Annotated in this window: 14 protein-coding genes and 2 tRNA genes; 11 read left to right on the top strand and 5 right to left on the bottom strand. The window is 61.3% G+C overall.

The annotated features are described in order from the left end of the window. The first annotated feature begins 34 nt into the window (after positions 1-34). On the top strand, positions 35-1054 hold the full coding sequence (locus CKO42_RS19305) for a lysophospholipid acyltransferase family protein (protein ID WP_338034957.1): 1020 nt from the start codon (positions 35-37) through the stop codon (positions 1052-1054). Between the two features lie 94 nt (positions 1055-1148). On the opposite strand, the gene soxZ is transcribed toward CKO42_RS19305, so the two are convergent. From soxZ to CKO42_RS19280, 5 genes are all read right to left on the bottom strand, one after another. Continuing rightward, positions 1149-1463 (bottom strand): thiosulfate oxidation carrier complex protein SoxZ, encoded by a 315-nt coding sequence (gene soxZ / locus CKO42_RS19300; protein WP_200247603.1) that lies wholly within the window; start codon positions 1461-1463, stop codon positions 1149-1151. A gap of 50 nt (positions 1464-1513) precedes the next feature. Continuing rightward, positions 1514-1987: a thiosulfate oxidation carrier protein SoxY gene (gene soxY, locus CKO42_RS19295; protein WP_200247601.1), complete on the bottom strand. Its 474-nt coding sequence runs from the start codon at positions 1985-1987 to the stop codon at positions 1514-1516. 364 nt (positions 1988-2351) lie between these two features. Continuing rightward, entirely contained in the window at positions 2352-3752 is a 1401-nt protein-coding gene (locus CKO42_RS19290; protein WP_242479544.1) for a M48 family metalloprotease, read from the bottom strand. A gap of 257 nt (positions 3753-4009) precedes the next feature. Continuing rightward, a complete protein-coding gene (locus CKO42_RS19285; protein ID WP_200247599.1) occupies positions 4010-5380 on the bottom strand; it encodes a vWA domain-containing protein in 1371 nt (456 codons plus the stop codon). Between the two features lie 128 nt (positions 5381-5508). Beyond that, complete coding sequence (locus tag CKO42_RS19280) at positions 5509-6552, bottom strand: AAA family ATPase (protein ID WP_200247597.1); 1044 nt, start codon at positions 6550-6552, stop codon at positions 5509-5511. Between the two features lie 425 nt (positions 6553-6977). Between CKO42_RS19280 and CKO42_RS19275 the strand changes: the two genes are divergently transcribed. From CKO42_RS19275 to CKO42_RS19230, 10 genes are all read left to right on the top strand, one after another. Further along, entirely contained in the window at positions 6978-7175 is a 198-nt protein-coding gene (locus tag CKO42_RS19275; protein ID WP_200247595.1) for an Alvin_2107 family globule sulfur oxidation protein, read from the top strand. A gap of 159 nt (positions 7176-7334) precedes the next feature. Beyond that, positions 7335-7649, top strand: coding sequence for a sel1 repeat family protein (locus CKO42_RS19270; RefSeq protein WP_200247593.1), 315 nt, complete (start codon positions 7335-7337; stop codon positions 7647-7649). A gap of 209 nt (positions 7650-7858) precedes the next feature. Continuing rightward, positions 7859-9148 (top strand): trigger factor, encoded by a 1290-nt coding sequence (tig, locus tag CKO42_RS19265; RefSeq protein ID WP_200247590.1) that lies wholly within the window; start codon positions 7859-7861, stop codon positions 9146-9148. 63 nt (positions 9149-9211) lie between these two features. Continuing rightward, positions 9212-9850: an ATP-dependent Clp endopeptidase proteolytic subunit ClpP gene (clpP, locus tag CKO42_RS19260; protein WP_200247588.1), complete on the top strand. Its 639-nt coding sequence runs from the start codon at positions 9212-9214 to the stop codon at positions 9848-9850. Between the two features lie 248 nt (positions 9851-10098). Continuing rightward, a complete protein-coding gene (gene clpX / locus CKO42_RS19255) occupies positions 10099-11373 on the top strand; it encodes an ATP-dependent Clp protease ATP-binding subunit ClpX (RefSeq protein WP_200247586.1) in 1275 nt (424 codons plus the stop codon). Positions 11374-11842: 469 nt separating this feature from the next. Then, on the top strand, positions 11843-14293 hold the full coding sequence (gene lon, locus CKO42_RS19250) for an endopeptidase La (protein ID WP_200247584.1): 2451 nt from the start codon (positions 11843-11845) through the stop codon (positions 14291-14293). A 265-nt stretch (positions 14294-14558) separates the two neighbouring features. Next, positions 14559-14891, top strand: a complete 333-nt coding sequence (locus tag CKO42_RS19245; protein ID WP_338034960.1) for an HU family DNA-binding protein — start codon at positions 14559-14561, stop codon at positions 14889-14891. A gap of 111 nt (positions 14892-15002) precedes the next feature. Beyond that, positions 15003-15078: transfer RNA gene (locus tag CKO42_RS19240), tRNA-Val, on the top strand. 40 nt (positions 15079-15118) lie between these two features. Beyond that, positions 15119-15195: transfer RNA gene (locus CKO42_RS19235), tRNA-Asp, on the top strand. A gap of 82 nt (positions 15196-15277) precedes the next feature. Then, positions 15278-17212: a SurA N-terminal domain-containing protein gene (locus CKO42_RS19230; protein WP_200247580.1), complete on the top strand. Its 1935-nt coding sequence runs from the start codon at positions 15278-15280 to the stop codon at positions 17210-17212. Positions 17213-17520: the final 308 nt, after the last annotated feature.

Raw genomic sequence — 17520 nt, 5'->3', positions numbered from 1 at the left:
CCCACCCGGTATTGGAAACGTATTGGAAGCCACTGTGAAACGCCGTCAGCAAGCGAAGCGCCCCGCAGCTGCGTCCCCTTCGACCCTGACCGCCACACCGGCCCGCGCCCTGAGCTGGCGCGAGCGGGCTGCGCGTGCCTTGGTGCATGCACTGGCGAGAGTGCCGTTGCCGGTGCTGCATCGTCTGGGTGCCGCGGTGGGCTGGGGCATCGCACTGATCCCGAACCGTCAGCGCCGTAATGCGCTCATCAACATTGGCCTTTACGCACCGCAGCGGCCAGCAGTCGAGCTGGTGCGGATGCGCAATCGGAGCCTGCGTGAGTTGGGTAAGACCCTGTTCGAGACGGCGCCGCTTTGGCTGCGGCCTTCGGCGGAGGCGCTGTCACTCATTCGCGAGGTGCGCGGCATCGAACTGCTTGAGCGCGAGCCGGGGCAGGGGCTGATCGTCTTGTCGCCGCATCTAGGCGCTTGGGAGCTGGCCGGGCTCTACCTCTCGACCTGCGGGCCGACGGCGATCTTCTACAAGCCGCAGCGCTTGCTCGATGACCTGATCGTCGAGGCTCGACGACGTGGCGGCGCAACCCTGGCGCCGATCACCGCACGTGGCATTCGGGTTCTGCTCGGGGCGCTGGAGCGCGGCGAAACCGCCGGTATTCTGCCGGATCAGGAGCCGCGCGAGGAAAAGGGTGCGGTGTTCGCGCCGCTATTCGGGGTGTCCGCCTACACGATGCTTTTGGTGAATCGCCTCGCACGCCGTAGCGGCGCGCCGGTGATCTTTATGATCGCGGAGCGATTGCCGCGTGCAAGTGGCTATCGCATCCATTGCCTGAGGGCGCCGGAGGGCATCGATAGTGAGGACGATGTGACCGCCGCAGCGGCGCTCAATCGTGGCATCGAGCAGTGTATCGCGGTGTGCCCAGAGCAGTATCTATGGAGCTATCGGCGCTTTCGTCGCCGCCCTGCTGGCGAGCGGAAGCTCTACACCGGATCTTTGCGGGATGCGTCTGCAATCGAGATTGCGCGCCGCCAGCGTCAGGCCCAATCAGCGGCCTGAGTGAAACCGAAGGGCATAAAAAAAGCCCCGTCAATGACGGGGCTTTCTGATCTTCTAAAGCGGTCGGGCGAACGACCCGACGCTTCCTCAGCAATCAGCTGATCTCAGCGGTGCCGCTCTCGCTTTGCCCCTGATTGTCGACCCAGCTGATCTCGACCGATTCACCCTTCTCGCCGCCGTTGAACTTGAACGACAAATAGGGGTTCTTCGAGACGCCACCACTCCAGAAGGCGGTCATGACGACCTGATCATTCCACTTCCCAGTGACTTCCTGGATGAAATGCGCCGGGATCGGCTCGCCGGTGGCTTTGTCCTTGCGCAGTCCGGTTTCCATCTCGTGGCTCATCAGCGCCTTCACGGTGGTGACACCGTTACTGCTCTTGGCGCGGATCTTGATATTACCTGCCATTGTCTTACCTCAGTTCGTTATCCGATGGTTGAAGCCAGATTGCGTTGGCGTTAGCCGCCACAGCCGCCAATGGTGACCTTCACTGGTTTGGCAGCGCTGAGTAGGCCGCTCTCGGTCTGCACAACGGCAATCACGTCAGCGGTCTTGGCCATCTTGATGCGGGTGGATACGAACGGAATGGCATCCGCTCCCAGATCGAACGAGGCAATCAGCGGGGTTCCGTTACCAGCGGCGATGATCGCGATCGACTTGGCACCTGCGACGTCGCTCTCGACGGTGACCGGAACCACGGCGCCGTTCTCAGCGATGTCGGGAGCCTTGATCTTGACCTGGTCGCTCGTCTCGGTGGACGCGCTACCGAGTAGATCGTTCAGGGCGGCATCGGTCTCGGTAGCCGCGAAGGCGGCCTTGGGCCAGTTCGCGAGCACGGTGCCTGGGGTGAGCAGGCCGGCACTGACGGCAATGCCGATGGCGCTGGCACCAAGGGAGCCCTTGAGTAGGGTTCTACGTTTTGCGTCGATCATGGAACATCTCCTCTATCGAACACGGGGTGGAGCCTTTGGGGCTGGAGGTCGTCAATCTTATTTCTGCGTCGATGGGCGCGCCAAGAATCCGTGCTTTGGCAATCCGTGCTTAGGCGTCCTGCCTGTGGCGATGCCCGATCGAGCGTCTCGCTCCCAGCCGTTGCCTGTGCAATGACGAGAGCGGCCAGACGAGGCGGAAGAGTGCTTAGGTCTTCCAAATCGTCGATCGGCTAAGCTTAGCGTATCCGTCGGACACTGAAAACCGCATTTATGGCCTGGCTGACTGTGGAAAACCCGAAGGATCTGTGACTCGGTGCGCTAGTTGATCGTCAGGTGCTCGCAAGTCGATGCAAGTCGATTGCACTTATTCTCGGCCCTTGCGGGCTCGCTCCATGGCTTGCAGCTCACTCAGGCGAGCCTGCAGCTGGGCGGCGAGATGAAAGTCGATGTCGTCCAGACGCAGTGCGAGCTCGAGCTGTCGGATGGCTGGCTCAAGCTCATCGCTGGCATAGAGATATTCGGCGCGGTAGCGATAGTTCAAGGCTCGCTGCCCCGATTTTCCTGCGGCATCAGCCATCAGCTCGTAGATCGGTGCGATGCCGGGCCGCAGCGCAACAAAGCGTTGTAGCGCAGACAACGCTTCTGCTGGCCGCGAGGCCGCCATCAGTGACTCCGCGTAGGCCTGATTCAGCGGCCAATGACCGGGTGCCAGGCCAACCGGCGCCTTAAGGTCGCGCACGGCTTGTTCGGGGTTGCCGGCACGGCGGTCGATGTCGGCGCCTAGCACCAAGAATTCGGTTTGACTCGGATGCTGCTCGAGTAACGGCGAGAGCTGGCGACGCGCGGCCTCGAGCTGGCCGGCGCGGGTCAATGCCAATGCATAGCCATAGCGCTGTGCGGTCTCGTCGCGGTAGCGGCCTTGCTCGAGCGTCTTCGCGAAGTGATCCACGGCGCGCTGCGGGTTGGATTCGCTGCGCTGGCGCAGGTTGGCGCGTGCCAGGTGGAAACGCAGGCTGTCCGGGCGCTGGCGCAGGCCGTGTTGGCGAGCGCGGTTCATCGCGTCGGCGATGCGGCTGGTCGTTACCGGATGGGTGCGTAGGAACTCTGGGGTCTTGCTGTCTGAGACGCGGGTGGACTTGGCAAGGCGTTGGAAGAAGCCTGGCATCGCATAGGGATTGTGACCTGCACGAGCCAGGGTATCGATACCGATGCGGTCTGCCTCCTCTTCGTTGGCGCGGGTGAAGTTGATCTGCTGCTGGGCCGCTGCGCCCTGGATACCCATCAGGCCGGCGGCGCCGATATTGGCATCGACCGTTGCGCCCAGCACGGCCGCCGCCAACAACAGCGCCGTGGCGGGCAGGGCCATTTGGCGCTGCGCCTCGAAGCTGCGCATCAGGTGGTCTTGGCTCACGTGCGCAAGCTCATGTGCGACCACTGCGGCCAGCTCGCCCTCGGTCTGCGAGGCGAGGATCAGGCCGGCAAAGATCCCAATGCGGCCGTCGGGTCCGGCGAAGGCATTGACCGTAGGCTCTTCGATCAGGAAGAAGTCATAGTGGCCTGGGTTTCCGCTCGAGGCGACCAGCTGCTGGCCGAGGGTCTGGATGTAATCGGTCAGGACGGGGTCGTCGGAGATCGGCAGCGCCTTGCGCACCCATTTCATGAATTCCTGGCCGAGATCGCGCTCTTCGGCACGCGACATGATGGTGTCGGCTGAGCTGCCGAAATCCGGCAGCGCGAAAGGATCAGCGGGTCCGAGGCTGGGCAAGACAACCAGCAAGAGGGCTATGGCTAGTGACCGGGCGCGCAGTCGGGCGAACCAATGTTGGCGGTTCCGATGTTGAGGTCGGGCCGTCTCAAGTTGGCGTCGGCGCCTATCAAAAAGATTCGTCATATCGCCCAAGCATCGGCTTCAGTCGAGAAACAACTCGCCCTCTCCTCATCAAAGCGGCCATGATTTTCACCCTTCACCCTTCACCCTTCATCCTTCATCCTTCACCCTTCATCCTTCACTTCGCTCTTCATTCAATTCAGCTGAACCCGCTGACCCCAAGGGACCGGGCTGCGGCCCTTGACCAGCCAGATGACTGGATAGGCGGGCTCGCGTTCCGGGAAAGCGCCCTCGGCATCCGTGAAGTAGACCAGCAGGTCTGGGCTGAGTCCTTGATCTTCGACCCATTGGAATACCGGCCTAAAGTTCGTGCCGCCTCCGCCCTGAAGCTCGCGCGGACGCTCGAAGCGCTCCCAGGGCTCGAACCGGAAGGGCGAGCCCGGACAGAGCACGCTGTCGCAGGGCAGCAGGGTGACCTGTGCCTGAACCTGGGCCTTGAGCGCGTCGACCTCGTTGATGAACTCTTCCACCTCGGCATCCTTGATCGAGCCCGAGGTGTCGATGGCGACGACCAGGTCGATACGCTGACTGCGCAGGCTCGGGAGGATGTGCTCACCCTCGCGGCGTGACGGTCGCGACCAGCTGTAATCATGGCGCGAGAGGCCATTCATGTAACGCGCCAGGAGCATGCGCCAAGGCAGCTGCGGTTGCAGCAGATGGTCGATCATGCGCTTGAGCTCGCCGCCGAGACGGCCCGCCTGCAGCGCCTGTTGCGCGGCACCGGCCATGCGTTGCTGCCATTGCACCTGCAGGGTTTCTTGCTCGTCCGGGGTTAGCGGCGGGGGCGCGGAGTTTGCTTCTGGGCTGGATTCCGGGTCTGGCGCCTGCTCGCCGTTCGCTCGACCCTGCTGGCGCTGTTCAGCGGACTTCGGCGGACCCTGGCCCTGCTCGCCCTCTTCGGCTTGGCTTTGGCGTTGTTGACGATCGAGGTCGCGCTCATCCATGCCGGATTGTTGGCCCTGGCCATCGGCGTCACGATCATAGGCATGGGTGTCAAGGGTCTCTGACTGATCGTTGTCGTCGATCAGCGGATAGATCTCCTCGGCAGTCATGCCCTTATACATCGGCATCAGCAGGGCATTGGGCGGTGGCTTCAGGCCATCATCGACCAGCAGTGGGTTGATGGCATAGTCGCAGGCCAGATCCCAGCGATGCTTGATGCGATGTTGCCGGCGCGCGAAGTGCGAGAGGGCGCAGTGCAGCGCCTCGTGCGCTAGCATGAACTGGGTCTCATCGAGCGTCAGTGCATCGATATAGGTCGGGTTGTAGTAGAAGGTGCGGGCATCGGTGGCCGTCGTCGGACACCAGTCCTGGCTAGCGGCCTGCATGGGCAGGCGCAGCACGAGCGCGCCCAGGAACGGCTTATCGAGGATCAGCCGGGTGCGCGCGGACGAGAGCTTGGTCTCGATCGCTTGCAGGTCTTGCGCGTCGAGGCTCGGGCTGACCTCGCTCGGGCATTCGCCCTGAGGATGCGCGTGGATGTCGCCGATGAAATCTGCAGCCATAGATGTCCCGGTACAAGCCGTTAAATTCTAGAGGTCTATTCTAAGTGGCTGTCCATTTTCTACTTCCTGATTATCGCCCAACACAGGCCCTCAAATCGGGAAGAAGTTGATAGACGGTTTCTAAAGGTCTAGTTGTAGAGCATGACATCGGCGATGGCATTCGCCCAGTCGGCAAAGGCTGGGACCTCGAACAGGTCGCTGCCGATGGCGCGATGGAGATCAGAGACCAACATGACTCCCATCTCCCGCTGTGGAAAGCGACCGGCGTAGACCAGGATGTTGCCGATGACGGTCTCTTGATCAGCGCTGCCGCGGGCGCGGATTGCTTTGCCGACCAGTGCTGCGGCAATGGCGTACTGAAGATCGATCTCGCTCGGCACGGGCACTGCCTCACCGCGACAGATAGCGTCGAGATCTGGCATCTGATCGATACTCGCAACGAAAGCGGCGAGCTCAATCCCGGCTGCCGGCCCTACACAGGCCTGCAGTGTTCCTTGCAGCAGCTGCGGATCATTCTGAAACTTTTGCAGGGCGCGATGTGCGAATTCCCAGGAGCGCGGCGATGGGAAGGCGACTGGGTTGTGGGCCGGATCGAAATCAAACAGCAGCTCGGGGCGGAAGCGCAGGAAGGCAATGACTCGTTCATCGATGCCGTTCGCATAGGCCCAGGCGACCCAGTCGTCGAGGTGCGTGTCGACCTCGAAATGCGAGAAGCGGTTGGCCAGCGGCGCTGGCATGCTATAGGTGACGCCGCGGTCGCCCTGCCGGTTGCCGGCGGCGAAGATCGCCCAGTGCTTCGGGACTTGGTACTCGCCGAGTCGGCGATCGAGGATCAGCTGGTAGGCTGCGGCCGAAACCGCTGGGGGCGCTGAGGTGATCTCGTCGAGAAAGAGGATTCCGGCTTCTCCGTGACGTTCGACGCTGGGCAACAGCGCGGGTATCGCCCACTCGACGTGCTGATCGACCCGGAACGGGATGCCGCGCAGGTCACTCGGCTCCATCTGCGAGAGTCGGATGTCGATCACTGGCACCTGATGGCGTTCCGCCACCAGCGCAATCATCTGGGATTTTCCGACACCCGGTGGGCCCCAGAGCATGACCGGCGTGTGATGCCCCTCCGCGGCGCTGGTGAGCTCGCGCTCGAGGACGGATAACAACTGGGCGGGACGCATCGTTGGGGGTTCTCCTGTCGTCAATCGGGGGTCAGTGCCGCGAGCAGAGGTCCGGGCAGATGCCGTTGCATCGCCCGGCGCGGCTTCATCCTTGTCAGAGGTTGGGTTGTCCAACGCCTAATCGCAAGCGATTCCGCTTAAGGTGAGCCTTAAGGTGAGCCTTAAGGTGTCTTTGCGGGGATCCGCAGTGCACCGGCCGACGGGCCTCTGGTGCTGGTGCGCATTAGAAATAAGCGGTATTCTTATCCGTTAAGCCAGATTCGGGCGAGCGCGCATTGTGGAGATCCCCTGCGCGCGAGGCGCTTCGGCAACCGGTCCGACGCGCTCCCGTCAAGGGCTTGGATCAGGCGGCAGCCCAGTGTTTAATGGCTGCCGCAACCATAAGATTTGCAACCGAATCTCAACAGCTGACCGGAGAGTGGACGATGAACCAGTTTTACTACGACGCTGTCACCAAGATGGAACAGCTCGGCGTCGATGACGAATACATTCAGGGCTGGCAATGCGGTTTCCTGCAGAATCCGAAGCGTGAGGAGCAGCGATTGACTGAGGCCTATGAAGCTGGTTACAGCGATGGCGAGGAGAAGAGTACCGATAACTTCTCGAAGTGGGCTAAAGGCTGAGCAAACCTCGCCGCGGGCTTGCGGCCGGTCACCGCACACGGGCGACTGGCCCAGGGCCCGGCCCTAAGCGAGCGACGAGGTAAGGCGGGGTTTCCCCGCCTTTTTTCATGTGCTTTTCATGTGCACCGCTCAGTCTTTATCGACGGGCAGCGAGCGACCATGGCAGATAATAGCTACCTCAAAGATCTCATCCTACTGCGCAACGACCCAGCCGCCGTTCTGCGGGTGCGAGAAGCGGCAGCGCGAGGCGAGGTGGACGCCTTCTATGCCCTTGGCCTGATCTATGCCGAAGGGCGTGGCGTTACGATCGACCTGGCACAGGCGCACTATTGGCTGTCGCTTGCGATTGATCAGGGCGACAGGGATGCCGAGCTGCTGCGCAATATCGTTGGCAGCCAGATGACCGATGAAGAGTACGAGGCGGCAAAGCGACTACGCGCTAGGCCCGCACTTCAGGTGGTCGGTCCCGGCTAGGTCTTGGTTCTGCGCTGGTCCAAGCGGTTATTCGCGTCGTCCACCACGGTTGGTGTTCGCTGGCAGGCAGCGGCAGATCCTGCCAAGATTCTCACCCCTGCGGTAGCGGGGTTCATGGGTTGTGGCGTCTGAGCTTGGTCTCATGGCGCCTTTAGTGCTATTTTCGCCTGTTTTCCTGGTGCCGCAGGCACCATGGCTGGAGACTAACAATGCAAGTATCGGTCGAGACTGGGGACGGTCTCACGCGACGTTTGAAGGTCGAGCTCCCTGCTGAGGATATCGAGCAGGAGATCGAAAAACGGCTGCAAAACATCGCTCGCTCTGCGCGCATGCCTGGTTTCAGGCCGGGTAAGGTGCCGCTGCGCGTGTTGCGTCAGCGCTATGGAGACTCGATGCGCCTGGAGGTCTTCGGTGAGCGCGTCGAGGCCAGTTACCCGCAGGCCATCGCTGAATCCGAGCTGCGGCCAGTTGGGCGTCCAGAGATCGAGCCTGACCTCGACCAGGCCGTCGGACGCTACGCCTACGTCGCCGAGTTTGAGGTGCTTCCCGAGGTGACGCTAACGTCACTTGAAGGTCGCACCTTGGCCCGCCCGCAGGTCGAGGTGACCGATACCGACGTCGAGGAGACGATCGAGCGCCTGCGCCAGCAGCGTAAGCGCTGGGAAGCGGTTGAGCGTGCGGCCGAGACCGGCGATCGCCTCACTGTGGATTTCGACGGCCAGGTTGATGGCGAGGCCTTCGAAGGCGGACAGGGCGAGGGCGTGCAGATCGAGATCGGCGCCGGCCGTTTCATTCCTGGCTTCGAAGAGCAATTGGTTGGCGCAAGTGCGGGCGATGAGCGCTCAATTGATGTCACCTTTCCGGAAGCGTATCCGAAGAAAACCCTGGCCGGAAAGCCTGCGCAGTTCAAGGTCAGGGTGAAAACGGTCGAGCAGCCGAGCTTGCCCGAGGTTGATGCGGAGTTTGTCGCTGAGTTCGGCGTCGACGACGGTGATCTCGAGCGCTTCCGCGCCGATGTGCGGGCCAACCTCGAGCGTGAGCGATCGGAGCGGGTTAAGGCTCGGATCAAAAACCAGGTCATGGATCTGCTGCTCGAGGCGAATCCCATCACGGTTCCATCAGCCCTCGTCACTGACGAGATCGAGTCGCTGCGTCGGCAGATGACCCAAAACCTGGGGGCTGGCTCTGAGTTCAAGCTGCCGGATGAGATCTTTGCCGATAATGCGCAGCGTCGGGTTGCGCTTGGTCTGATCGTCGGCGAGGTCGTGAAGGCTAACGAACTGACGCCTGACCCGGAGCGTGTTCGCTCATCGGTTGAAGAAATGGCGGCGACCTACGATGATCCCCAAGCCGTGATCGACTATTACTACGCTGATCGTCAGCGCCTGGCGACGGTTGAGTCCGTCGTCCTCGAGGATCTGGTCGTTGAGCGCGTGCTCGAGCAGATCGAGGTGACCGACGACCCGATCAGCTTCAGCGAGCTGACCTCTCAGCAGTAGCCGGGGCGTCTCCTATTGATTCCCAAACAGTTTCTTCCTAAACCAGCTTAGCTCCTGATTAACATGTACATCGACAATACCGATCGGCGCACCGACCCGCATGCGCTAGGGCTCGTCCCCATTGTGGTTGAGCAGACTGCACGCGGCGAGCGTTCGTTCGATATCTTTTCCCGCCTCCTGAAGGAGCGCGTGGTGTTTCTGGTTGGCCCGGTCGACGACCACGTCGCCAACCTCGTTGTTGCGCAGTTGTTGTTCTTGGAGTCGGAAAATCCAGACAAGGATATCCACTTCTACATCAACTCACCTGGCGGCTCCGTGACCGCAGGGCTGGGTATCTATGACACCATGCAGTTTGTCCGCCCGGAGGTCAGCACCATGTGCATCGGCCAAGCGGCGAGCATGGGCGCGCTGCTTCTCGCCGGCGGAACGGCGGGCAAACGCTATTGCCTACCACACTCGCGGATCATGATCCACCAGCCCTTGGGCGGTTTCCAAGGTCAGGCGAGCGATATCGATATCCACGCGCGCGAGATTCTGCATGCGCGCGAACAGCTGAATCAGATCCTGTCCCACCATACCGGGCAGCCCATCGAGCGCATCGCCGACGATACCGAGCGAGACCGCTTCATGGGCGGCGAGGATGCCGTCGCCTACGGCCTGATCGACCGGGTTTTGGATACGCGGTCTAAGCCCACTGACTGAGGTCGGGGCTGACAGGCTCCTTAGCGTCTTGCTGTAGCGGAAGGACATATTTATCCGCTGCGGCTTGGTGAGGAGTTGGTATCCCGCTTGCAATGACTTATATCGTGACGCAGGTCTAGATGTGCGGTTGCCATCTCCACTTGACGGGTTATGATCGAGTTAAGCGCGGTGGCCGACTCGCTTCAGCCTGATCCATCCCATTACCTTGCCTTCCGGCCCCCGCAGCGCCTAGCCCGGAGAGATGATCTATGAGCAACACCCATGGAAAGAGCGACGAAGGAAAGCTTCTGTACTGCTCGTTCTGCGGTAAAAGTCAGCACGAGGTGCGCAAGCTGATCGCGGGTCCGTCGGTCTTTATCTGCGACGAGTGTGTCGAGCTGTGCAACGATATCATCCGGGAAGAGATGCAAGAAGGTCTCGGTGAGGCGACCAGCCGTCTGCCAAAGCCGCGTGAGATCAACGAGTCGCTTGATGAGTTTGTGATTGGCCAAGAGAAGGCGAAGAAGGTTCTCTCGGTTGCAGTTTACAATCATTACAAACGACTTGAGGTCTCTGACGCCAAGGAAGACATCGAGATCTCGAAGAGCAACATCCTGTTGATCGGTCCGACTGGCTCTGGCAAGACCTTGCTTGCCGAGACCCTGGCGCGGCTGCTCAATGTGCCCTTTACGATTGCCGACGCGACGACCCTCACTGAGGCCGGCTATGTCGGTGAGGATGTCGAGAACATCATTCAGAAACTACTGCAGAAGTGCGACTACGATGTCGAAAAGGCGCAGAGCGGCATCGTCTACATCGACGAGATCGACAAGATATCGCGTAAGTCTGACAATCCCTCGATCACCCGCGATGTGTCTGGCGAGGGCGTGCAACAGGCGCTGCTCAAGCTAATTGAAGGCACCATCGCCTCGGTGCCTCCGCAGGGTGGACGCAAGCATCCGCAGCAGGAGTTTTTGCAGGTTGACACCAGCAACATCCTGTTTATTGTCGGCGGAGCCTTCGCGGGGCTGGATAAGGTGATCCGGGATCGCTCGAAGAAGACCGGGATCGGCTTCTCGGCCGAGGTTCATAGTAAGAATGACGATCGGGCCATCGGTGAGCTGCTGAGCCACGTCGAGCCCGAGGATCTGATTCGCTATGGACTGATCCCTGAGTTCGTCGGCCGACTGCCGGTGATGGCGACGCTCGAAGAGCTTGATCAAGAGGCGCTGATCCGTATCCTGACCGAGCCCAAGCATGCGCTAACGAAGCAGTATGCGCGCCTGTTCGAGATGGAAGGTTGCGAGCTCGAGCTGCGCGATGACGCACTGCGCGCCATTGCCACCAAGGCCATGGAGCGCAAGACCGGCGCGCGCGGGCTGCGGACCATCATGGAGCAGGTGTTGCTCGATACCATGTATGATCTTCCGTCAATCGATGATGTCAGTAAGGTGGTCGTCGACGCCTCGGTCGTCAATGGCGAGACCCCGCCGCTCGTGATCTACGATGGTGGCGAGCAACCCCGTATCGCCGCGTCAGACTGACGAGCGTCGTACTGACGTGGTTAGCGTGAGACCGCCGCCTCATCGTACAGGTGGCGGCGCGCTATCAATGTTGGCATGGAGCAGCCGCTTCATCCACGGGGATGGCGATGCGCGATCAAGGCGAGCGGCGGCGGAGCGGATGCGCTGCGGGCCTGATCCCTCGTCTACTCTGGTGCGTTTGGCCAGCTCGCTGTATCTTGGCCATCTCGGTGCGTTTGCCCGCTGAGTCTGAGCGAGGTCCAACCGCGTCGCTCACGATCACTTTTCGCTCGATGCGCAGTTCCCGGGGTGGCGCCTCGATAGGCGCCCGTTCTGCGCCTGCTGTCTGAGCCGCAGCGATTGAACCGATTGAACGCTGCCCTAACCTCCCTCCCAGTAGGGCGTTTATGCGAAACCCGCCTTCTCGATTCCGCCGCCTCAACGCTGCGGTCGGTTGCCTCGAGGAGCGTTAGATGACGAGCACAGCAATATGGGCAAGACTGATTTGGACTCTCAGGCGCTAGACGCACTGACATCGGGGCAAGTGATCCCGGTGCTACCGCTACGCGACGTCGTGGTGTATCCGCACATGGTGATTCCGCTCTTCGTCGGCCGGGACAAATCCATCAAGGCGCTGGACGCGGCGATGACCAGCGACAAGCAGATCCTGCTGGTCGCCCAGAAGAACGCCGATGTCGATGATCCCTCGGTGAAAGATCTTCACCACATCGGCACGCTTGCTAACGTGTTGCAGTTGCTGAAGCTGCCCGATGGAACCGTCAAGGTCTTGGTTGAGGGGCATCAGCGCGCCAAGGCGAGCCGCTATCTGTCGACTAACGATACCTTCAGCGCGACGGTCACGCCGCTCGGTGAAACGCTTGAAGCCGACGAGCGCGAGCAAGAGGTGCTGATGCGCTCGGCGGTGGCGTTGTTCGATCAATACGTCAAGCTCAACAAGAAGGTGCCGCCGGAGGTGCTGACCTCACTGGCTAGCATCGATGAGCCGAGCCGGCTGGCCGATACCATGGCCGCACATATGTCGCTGAAGCTCGATGAGAAGCAGCGCGTGCTCGAGATGGTCGATGTACAGCAGCGCCTCGAGCATCTGATGGGGCTGATGGAGTCGGAGAACGACATCCTGCAGATGGAGAAGCGCATCCGTGGTCGCGTCAAGCGGCAGATGGAGAAGAATCAGCGCGAGTACTATCTGAACGAGCAGATGAAGGCGATCCAGAAGGAGCTCGGTGAGCTTGAGGATGCGCCGAACGAGCTCGAAGACCTTGGCAAGCGCATCGAAGAGGCCGGGATGCCCAAGGATGTGAAGGACAAGGCGACTCAGGAGCTGAACAAGCTCAAGCTGATGTCGCCGATGTCCGCCGAGGCCACCGTGGTGCGCAACTACGTCGATACCCTGGTCTCGGTGCCCTGGAAGAAGCGCACTCGGATTCGCAACGACGTCAGCGTTGCCGAGAAGGTCCTGGATACGGATCACTATGGGCTTGAGAAGGTCAAGGAGCGCATCACCGAGTATCTCGCCGTGCAGCAGCGCGTGCGTAAGCTGAAGGGACCGATCCTGTGCCTGGTCGGACCGCCTGGCGTGGGCAAGACCTCGCTTGGGCAATCGATCGCCCGGGCGACGAACCGCAAGTTCGTGCGCATGTCGCTAGGTGGGGTGCGCGATGAGGCCGAGATCCGCGGTCACCGACGCACCTATATTGGCGCACTGCCGGGTAAGATCATCCAAAATCTCTCCAAGGCTGGCTCGCGGAACTCGTTCTTCTTGCTCGATGAGATCGACAAGATGGCGATGGACTTCCGCGGTGATCCAGCCTCGGCGCTGCTCGAGGTGCTCGACCCGGAGCAGAACAACACCTTCAACGACCATTACCTCGAGGTCGATTTCGATCTCTCGGAGGTGATGTTCGTCGCTACCGCCAACACGCTGAATATCCCGCCGGCGCTGCTCGATCGCATGGAGGTGATCCGGCTCTCGGGTTACACCGAGGATGAGAAGATCAATATCGCCGAGCGCTATCTGATCCCGAAGCAGATGAAGAACAACGGGCTCAAGAGCGGCGAGTTGGTGATCCGCGAGGCGGCCTTACGCGATCTCGTGCGCTACTACACGCGCGAGGCCGGGGTGCGGAATCTTGAGCGCGAGATCTCGAAGATCTGCCGCAAGGTGGTCAAGGAGATCTTGGTCACCAAGCGCGAGAAGACCATCACCGTCACCGCCAAACTGTTGGACAAGTACCTGGGCGTCCGTCGGTTCCGCTTCGGCCTCGCCGACGAGCACGATCAGATCGGCCAGGTCACCGGTTTGGCCTGGACCGAGGTCGGTGGCGAACTGCTGCGCATCGAGGCGGCACTGGTCCCTGGCAAGGGCAAATTCACCTTTACCGGGCAGCTGGGTGACGTGATGCAGGAGTCGATCCAGGCGGCGATGACGGTGGTGCGCTCGCGCTCCGAGTCGCTGGGTATCGATCTCGACTTCCACCAGAAGTACGACATGCACATTCACGTGCCCGAGGGTGCGACGCCGAAGGATGGGCCGAGCGCGGGCGTTGCCATGTGTACCGCGCTGGTGTCCGCGCTGACCAAGGTGCCGGTGCGCTCCAGTGTGGCGATGACCGGCGAGATCACACTGCGCGGTGAAGTGCTGCCGATCGGCGGGCTCAAGGAAAAGCTGCTCGCGGCGCATCGCGGCGGCATCGAGCAGGTGCTGATTCCGCATGAGAACGAGCGTGATCTGGTTGATATCCCGAAGAATATCAAACAGAGCCTCGATATTCGTCCGGTCCGTTGGATCGATGAGGTGCTTGAGCTCGCGCTTGCCGCGCGTCCTGCGCCGCGGCAGGAAGAAGACGATGCGCCGCAAGAGGCCGCGCCCCCTGTCGAGGACGGCAAGAGTGTCGAATCTGGCGTTCGCACCCACCACTGACCGGCGCTCGAGCGTTTGATGGCGATGCCAAGGGCGTCGCGATGCGTGTTGAGCGTTTGTGTCGATGGTTTGCGCAGGACATTTGCGCCCGACATTTGCACTGAGCATTTGCGCCCGACATTTGCACTGAGCATTTGCGCCGAACATGCGTGGTTGCTGGTTTTCGGGTTGACACCTCTTGGGTGGTCCTTAACAATCGGCGGCTGAGGTCGACGTCTCAGTAGTTTAAACGGTTACGGCTCGGGCCTCAGGCCTGGGTCGTGGCATCTTTGGCAATTTCGCAACATATCTTGGCGCCAAGGCCTGGCGCCAATCAGGGGGAACAATGAATAAATCAGAACTTGTTGACGCGATGGCTGAGGCGGCGGATATCTCGAAGTCGGCAGCAGCGCGTGCATTGGATGCGTTGACAGATTCCGTTGCATCCACCCTGAAGAATGGTGAGACAGTCTCGATCATCGGTTTCGGCACCTTTGCGGTCAAAGAGCGTGCTGCGAGAACCGGCCGCAACCCGCAGACCGGCGCTGCTATCCAGATCGCTGCATCGAAAAACCCGTCTTTTAAGGCTGGTAAAGCGCTCAAGGACGCGATACAATGATCGCTTACTTCGGATGAGTTGCATGCCGTCCTTCGGATGCATGCTTCGATTATCCAAAGTCTCGTCAACTGCCCTGCGATTGGGCTCCTGGTATCGGGAGTGCTTCGTCGGGGGTGCTTAGCTCAGCTGGGAGAGCATCGCCCTTACAAGGCGAGGGTCGCAGGTTCGATCCCTGCAGCACCCACCATCATCGGCACCCCGAGGTCAGTTTGGCGTCACAGTTTCGTGGAGTGGTAGTTCAGTTGGTTAGAATACCGGCCTGTCACGCCGGGGGTCGCGGGTTCGAGTCCCGTCCACTCCGCCATCTCTCCGATACGGGGTATCCACTCTGGGTACCCCGTTTTCGTTTGTCCGGTCATTCCCTCGCACGTTGAGTCCTACGAGCTATGTTGCAGGAGATTCGAGAACGCGCACAGGGTTGGGTCGCCTGGGCCATCATCATCCTGATCTCGATCCCGTTCGCCTTCTGGGGTATCGACTCCTATTTTGGGGGCGGAGCTGAGCCTGTTGTCGCCAGTGTCAACGGCGCCGAAATCACCGAGCGCGCCTTTAATCAGAACGTTAATCGAACGCGCATCCAACTGCGCGATCGGTTGGGCGATGCCTATGATCCGGCGCTATTCGATGATCAGCGAATACGCCAGCAGGTGCTCGAGCGGATGATCCGCGAAACCTTGCTGCTGGAGGATTCGGCGGCGATGGGACTGAGGACCTCAGACCAGGCGATTCGCGCAGCGATTCTCAGCGAGCCGGCATTCCAGCAGGATGGCGCCTTCTCCAATGCGCAGTATGAGCGGGTGCTCCGACTGCAGGGGCTGAGTCCGGCAGCCTATGAGGATTCCTTGCGCAGCGAGTTACTCCTCAGTCAATTGCCGCGGGCGATCCGTGAGACTGCCTTCGTTACCGATGCCTTAGCCGAGCGAAGCGCGAGCTTGGTGCATCAAGAACGCATCGTTGCTTACGCCACTGTGCCGCAGTCGACGTTCACGGAGACGGTCGAGCCGCCGACGGATGAGGCCATTGCTGCTTATTACGACGGGCACCAAGACCAGTTCGCGACCCCGGAGCAGGTGCGGGTCAGTTATCTGTTTTTGGATGCCGCTGACCTTTCCAGACCAGATCAGTCGCTCGATGAGGCCAGCTTACGTGAGCAATATCAGCTCAAGCTCGATGCGTTTACGGCACCCGAGGAGCGTAAGGTCCGGCATATCCTCCTCAGCGTTCCAGTCGATGCCGATCAGAATGCGCTTGATGAGACGCGCGAGCGGTTGCAAGAGGTCCAGCAGCGGATCACTGCGGGTGAGTCGTTCGCTGCCGTCGCCGCCGAGGTCTCGGAGGACCCCGGCAGTGCCGGGCAGGGCGGCGAGCTCGGCTGGGTCGGCCGTGATGCGCTCGATCCTGCCTTCGAGCAGGCGGTCTTCGCCATCCAGCCCGAGACCTTGAGCGAGCCAGTACGCAGCCGCTTCGGCTACCATCTGGTCGAGGTCTTGGAGGTGCGCGGGGGCGAGCCCAAGCCCTTTGAGGCGGTGAAAGAGGAACTGATCGCCGATCTCAACAGCGGCAGTTCAGAGGCCGCGTTCTTCGAGCAGGCCGAGCAGCTCGCTACGCTGACCTATGAGTCTCCGGACAGCCTGATCCCCGCGGCCGAGACCTTAGGCCTAGAGGTCCAACTTAGCGATTGGATCGATCGGAGCGGCGGCGAAGGTCTGTTTGCCAATCCACGCGTGGTTGGCGCCGCATTCAGTGAGGAGGTGCTGGCACTCGGAAACAATAGTGAGCTGCTCGAGCCTGATCCTGAAGCCATGCAGGCGCTGGTGCTGCGCGTCGCCGAGCATCGCGAGCCATCGGTGCGCCCGCTTGAGGAGGTGCGCGACGAGATCGTCACGCTGCTCGAGACGCAGCAGGCGGCCGATGCGGCCAAGGCGGAGGCAGAAGCGATCGTTGCGCGGGTCGAGGGCGGACAGGAACTCGCCGCGGCTGCGGAAGGCTTCGATGTGGTGGATGCCGGCCAGATCGGACGCGTCGCGACCGAGCCTCCGCCCGAGGTGACGCAGCTGGCCTTCTCGCTGCCGCCGCCCGCCGCCGATGCTGCGTTACGGGTCGGCAGTACCACCGCGAGCGACTCCGGGGACGCCTATGTCGTCGTCGTATCTGAGGTCAAGGAGGGTGATCCATCTCAGCTCGACCCGACTGAGCTGGAGGCCGAGGCGCGCATGTTGACGCGGGCGCTAGCGGCGGCTGACGTCGACGCCGTGCTCGCAGCGATGCAGGCGCGGGCGAAGATCGAGCGTAAGCCGATCGTGACCGACGAGCCATTCTAGCGCGGGACCGTCTCGATGCCGTTTGGAGGCACCGTCGCGATTCCGTTTGGAGGCACCGTCTCGATTCCGCTCGGCGTATGAGCGCGAGATCGCGCTTGCCGCATCAGCCCATCAGCCCAATCTGCGGTTCAAATGCGCTGTTTAGGATGACCCATCTGTGCTGGTCAATTCACTGAGCAGCCAGGGCGAGCGCGTATAAAATTTTGCGAATAGAATCAGTTGCGGCAGTCTATCGGGAAACGAACCCTAGGAGTTTCCCATGTCTGCCAGTCTTGTCGAGCACTTTGCTCCCCTCAGCGACCCGCGAG

Source organism: Lamprobacter modestohalophilus (assembly GCF_016583905.1).
Classification (GTDB): Bacteria; Pseudomonadota; Gammaproteobacteria; order Chromatiales; family Chromatiaceae; genus Lamprobacter; species Lamprobacter modestohalophilus.
The sequence above is the reverse complement of the archived record's forward strand: the minus strand, read 5'-3'. Positions and strand labels throughout refer to the sequence as shown.